The sequence below is a fragment of the Rhizorhabdus sp. genome, assembly GCF_018006725.1.
Classification (GTDB): Bacteria; Pseudomonadota; Alphaproteobacteria; order Sphingomonadales; family Sphingomonadaceae; genus Rhizorhabdus.
This window is the reverse complement of record NZ_JAGMXV010000291.1, coordinates 1-5,189: the sequence shown is the minus strand read 5'-3', so window position 1 is coordinate 5,189 and position 5,189 is coordinate 1. Positions and strand designations below refer to the sequence as shown.

Sequence of the window (5,189 nt, the reverse complement as noted above, 5' to 3'; positions counted from 1 at the left end):
GATCACCGCCACCTTCCAGCCGGGGACCAATCCCGAACTGGCCCAGGTCGACGTGCAGAACCGCCTGAAGACCGCCGAGCCGCGCCTGCCGCAGATCGTCCGCCAGACCGGCGTTCAGGTGGAGGCAGCCTCGTCGGGCTTCCTGATGATGGTGAGCATCCAGTCGAACAACCCCAATGCCGATGCCGGCATGCTGGGCGACTATGCCGCGCGCAACGTGTCGGAGGAGCTCAAGCGCATCCCCGGCGTCGGGCGCGTCCAGCTGTTCAGTTCGGAACGCGGAATGCGCGTCTGGGTCGATCCGGCCAAGCTGCTCAGCTACAAGCTGACCATGGGCGACGTCACCGACGCGATCGCCAGCCAGAATGTCCAGATCGCCCCAGGTTCGGTCGGTGCCGAACCCACGGTCGGCGAACAGCGCGTGACGATCCCGCTGACCGTCGACGGCCAGCTCCAGACCCCCGAAGAATTCAGCCAGATCGTGCTGCGCGCGAACAGCGACGGTTCGACCGTCCTGCTCGGCGACGTTGCCCGGATCGAACTGGCGGCGGCGACCTTCGCCAACAGCAGCCGCGTCAACGGCAAGCCCAACGCCATCCTCGCCGTCCAGCTGTCGCCCGGGGCCAATGCCGTGCGCACCTCGGAGGCGGTCAAGGAGCGGATGGACGAACTGTCCAAGTCGATGCCGCCGGGCGTGTCGTACAAGATCCCGTTCGACACTGCGCCCTTCGTCTCGATCTCGATCGAGAAGGTGGTCGAGACCCTTGCCGAGGCGATGATCCTCGTCTTCCTGGTGATGTTCCTGTTCCTGCAGAAGGTCCGCTACACGCTGATCCCGGCAATTGTCGCCCCGATCGCGCTGCTCGGCACCTTCGCGGTGATGTCGATCACCGGCTTCTCGATCAACGTGCTGACGATGTTCGGCATGGTGCTGGCGATCGGCATCATCGTTGACGACGCGATCGTCGTCGTCGAGAATGTCGAGCGACTGATGGCCGAGGAAGGGCTGTCGCCGCGCGACGCGACGCGCAAGGCGATGTGGGAGATCAGCGGCGCGATCGTCGGCATCACGCTGGTGCTCACCGCCGTGTTCATCCCGATGGCGCTGTCGAGCGGCTCGGTCGGCGCGATCTATCGCCAGTTCACCGTCGCCATGGCGGTGTCGATCCTCTTTTCCGCCTTCCTCGCGCTGACCTTGACCCCCGCGCTCTGCGCGACGCTGCTGAAGCCGGTGACCGGGCATCAGGAGAAGAAGGGCTTTCTCGGCTGGTTCGACCGCAAATTTGCGGCGATGACGCTGGGCTATGAGAACTGGGTGACGCGCCTGCTCAAGCGCTCGGGCCGGATGATGGCCGCCTTCGCGGTGATCGTCGCGCTGCTGGCGCTCGGTTTTTACAAGCTTCCCTCGTCCTTCCTGCCCGAGGAGGATCAGGGCTTCTTCATCTCCGCCTTCCAGATGCCGGCGGACTCGACGACCCTGCGCACCTCCGAAGCGACCGCCGTTCTCGAGAAGCACAACAAGAGCCGCGAGGCGGTGCGCGACACGGTCGTCGTCCAGGGCTTCGGCTTTTCGGGCTCGGGCTCCAACGCGGCGCTGGTCTTCACCGTCCTCAAGGATTGGGGCGACCGCAGCGGCGTTTCCGCCGCCGATGAGGTGGGCGCCGCCAACCAGGCGACCTCGCAAATCCGCGAGGGCATGGTGATGAGCCTGCTGCCGCCGTCGATCGACGGTCTCGGCAACTCGTCGGGCTTCTCTCTGCGCCTGCAGGATCGCGCCAACCGCGGACAGGAAGCGCTGATGGCAGCACAGGGCCAGCTGCTCGGCCTCGCCGCACAGAGCAAGGTCGTGGCCGGCGTCTATCCCGAAGGCCTGCCGCCCGGCAGCAGCGTCAAGCTGCAGATCGATCGGCAGAAGGCCCGCATCATGGGCGTCGCCTTCCCCGACATCGCGTCGACGCTGAGCACCGCCATGGGCTCCACCTATGTCAACGACTTCCCCAACAAGGGACGTCTCCAGCAGGTGATCGTGCAGGCCGAGGCCAGGTCGCGGATGAGCATCGACGATGTGCTCAACCTCTACGTCCGCAATGCCGAGGGCAATCCGGTCCGCCTCGGCGAGCTGGTCACGACCAAATGGGAACTGACCCCGCTCCAGCTGGTGCGCTACAATGGCTATCCCGCGATCCGCATCGCCGGACAGGCGGCCCCCGGCCAATCGACCGGTGCCGCCATGCGCGAGATGGAGCGGCTCGCCGCCCAGCTGCCGCCGGGCTTCGGGGTCGAATGGACCGGCCAGTCGCTGCAGGAAAAGCAGTCGGGCGACGAAGCGATGCTGCTGCTGGGCCTGTCGATGCTGATCGTGTTCCTGGTGCTCGCCGCGCTTTACGAAAGCTGGGCGATCCCGCTCTCGGTCATGCTCGTCGTGCCGCTCGGACTGATCGGCGCGCTCGCGGCGGTGTTCATCGCGGGCATGCCCAACGACGTCTTCTTCAAGGTGGGGATGATCACGATCATCGGCCTGTCCGCGAAGAACGCGATCCTGATCGTCGAGTTCGCCAAGGCGGCGCACGACGAGGGCATGTCGACGGTCGAAGCGACGATCCACGCCGCGCGCCTGCGCCTGCGGCCGATCGTGATGACCAGCCTCGCCTTCACCCTGGGCGTGATGCCGCTGATGCTGGCGACCGGGGCCAGCAAGGAAACGCAGCGCGCGATCGGCACCGGCGTGTTCGGCGGGATGATCAGCGCGACGCTGCTCGCCATCTTCTTCGTCCCCATCTTCTTCGTGGTGGTGATGAAGCTGGTCGAGCGGCTGCGCGGCCGCGCGAAGACCAAGGACGAGAACAAGGGCGCGGGCGAAGATCCGGCGCTGGAGAATGGACATGCGTAAACTCGCCCTGATCGGGCTGCTGCTGACCAGCGCCTGCTCGATGAACCCGCGCCTCGACGTGCCCCCGCCGCCGGTGCAGCAAAGCTTCCCGCAGGCGTCGCCCACGGAAGCCGCCAGCGCCGCCGCGATCGACTGGCGGACGATGTTCCGCGACCCGCGTCTCCAGGCGCTGATCGAACTGGCGCTGGCGAATAACCGCGACCTGCGCGTGTCGACTCTCAATGTCGAGGCGGCGCGGGCACAGTTCCGGGTGGCCCGTGCGGCGCAGCTGCCCCAGGTCGACGCCAACGGCTCCTACAGGCGCCAGCGTATTCCCACCGCCGCCGCAGCAGCCGGCGTGGGCGGCGCGATCGGCGGCAACGGTAACACGCCGAGCGGTTTCGAGTTCGAGCAATATTCGGCCAATGCCGCGCTCACCAGCTTCGAGCTCGACCTGTTCGGCAAGCTCCGCTCGCAGAGCCAGGCCGCGTTCGAACGCTATCTGGCGACCGACGAAGGGCAACAGGCGGCGCGCATCTCGCTGATCGGATCGGTGGTCGACGCCTATCTGACCGAGCGGCTGGCCGACGAGCAATCGCGCCTGATCGAGCGCACGCTAGTCGACTGGCGCGCCTCGCTCGACATCGCCCGCCGCCGGCACGAGGCGCGGCAGGCGAGCGGTCTCGACCTGGCGCAGGCCGAGGGTCAGGCGCAGCAGGCCGAAGCCGATCTGGCGGCGGCGCAGCGCAGCCTGTCGCAGGCGACCAATGCGCTGCAATTGCTGGTGGGCAGCCCGATCCCCACCGATCTGCCTGCGCCGATGGCGTTGATGGACCAGCCGATCGTCACCCAGCTGCCCGCCGGCCTGCCGTCGGACCTGATCGCCAACCGGCCCGACATCCGTCAGGCCGAGCATGAGCTCGTCGCCGCCAATGCCGATGTCGGCGCGGCGCGCGCGGCCTTCTTCCCCAGCCTGTCGATCACCGGACTGTTCGGCTTCACCAGCCTGTCCTTCGACCAACTTTTCAAGAGCGACAACCGCACCTGGTCCTTCACCCCGCAGATCACCCAGCCGATCTTCCGGGGCGGCAGCCTGCGCGCGCAGCTGGACGTCGCCAAGATCCAGAAGCAGGTCGCGGTCGCCAATTATGAAAAGGCGATCCAGTCGGCCTTCCGCGAGGTCGCCGACGGCCTAGCGGGGCGCGCTACCTTCGCGCGCCAGCAGGATGCGCAGCGCAAGGCGCGCGACGCGGCGGTCAAGCGCGCCGAGCTGTCGGCGCTCCGCTACCGTGCGGGCGTCGACGGCCGGCTCGAACTGCTCGACGCGCAGCGGAGCCGCTATGCCGCCGAACAGACGCTGCTCGAACTGCGCCGCCAGGAGCTGTCGAGTGCGGCCGGGCTCTACCGGGCGCTGGGCGGCGGTGCGGAGCCGAAGCCCGCGCGCTGAGGCCGAGCCCAACTCTCCCGCTGCATTGACGCTCGAATATATGGATCATATACGAACCATATATTCTAGCGAGGCAGCCATGGGCATAGTGAAGATAGATGACGAACTGCACGAGGAAATCCGCCGTGCGAGCACGGTGATGTGCCGCTCGATCAACGCGCAGGCCGAGTTCTGGATGAAGATCGGCCGGCTGGCCGAAGCGAACCCGACCCTGTCCTTCAACGAGATCGTCAAGATCCAGCTCGACGCGGCCGCGCAGGAGCCCGCCCCGATACCCGAACGGGCCGAGGCCGCCTGACATGGTCAAGACGCCCGAGGAGATCGCCCTGATGCGCATCTCCGGCCACCTGCTCGCCTCGGTGTTCGAGATGCTCGACGGGCTCGACCTTGCCGGCCGGTCGACCATGGCGGTCAACGATCTGGTCGAGCGCTTCATCGTCGACGATCTCGCCGCGCGCCCCGCGAGCAAAGGGCAGTACGGTTTCGCCTATGTGCTCAACTGCTCGATCAACGATGTCGTCTGTCACGGCGTGCCGAGCGCGACCGAGATCGTCCGCGATGGCGACATCGTCAATTTCGACATCACGCTGGAAAAGAACGGCTTCATCGCCGATTCCAGCAAGACCTATCTGGTCGGCGACGTCCCCGCCGCCGCCCGCCGCCTCGCGAAGGTGGCGCAGGAAGCGATGTGGAAGGGCATCGCCCGCGTCCGCCCCGGCGCCCATCTCGGCGACATCGGCGCCGCGATCGAGGGGCATGCGCGCAAGAACGGCTATTCGGTCGTCCGCGAATATTGCGGCCACGGGATCGGCCGCGAGATGCACGAGGAACCCCAGATCCTGAACTTCGGCCGCCCCGGCAGCGGCCCCCAGA

The 5,189-nt window shown here is 67.1% G+C and carries 4 protein-coding genes; all 4 read left to right on the top strand.

What is annotated here, in order from left to right:
• On the top strand, nucleotides 1-2,890 hold a 2,890-nt coding region (locus KAY22_RS24205), incomplete at its 5' end, for a multidrug efflux RND transporter permease subunit (protein ID WP_296625698.1).
• Nucleotides 2,883-4,316, top strand: a complete 1,434-nt coding sequence (locus KAY22_RS24200) for an efflux transporter outer membrane subunit (RefSeq protein WP_296625697.1) — start codon at nucleotides 2,883-2,885, stop codon at nucleotides 4,314-4,316. The genes KAY22_RS24205 and KAY22_RS24200, both read left to right, overlap by 8 nt.
• Nucleotides 4,317-4,395: 79 nt before the next feature.
• A complete protein-coding gene (locus KAY22_RS24195) occupies nucleotides 4,396-4,614 on the top strand; it encodes a ParD-like family protein (RefSeq protein ID WP_296625696.1) in 219 nt (72 codons plus the stop codon).
• A gap of 1 nt (nucleotide 4,615) precedes the next feature.
• A partial coding sequence (gene map / locus KAY22_RS24190) for a type I methionyl aminopeptidase (RefSeq protein WP_296625695.1) occupies nucleotides 4,616-5,189 on the top strand: 574 nt, incomplete at its 3' end.

What these genes read in the sequence shown, in the direction of transcription:
- KAY22_RS24200 (WP_296625697.1), top strand. Translation starts at nt 2,883, where the DNA reads ATGCGTAAACTCGCCCTGATCGGGCTGCTGCTGACCAGCGCCTGCTCG.
- KAY22_RS24195 (WP_296625696.1), top strand. Translation starts at nt 4,396, where the DNA reads ATGGGCATAGTGAAGATAGATGACGAACTGCACGAGGAAATCCGCCGT.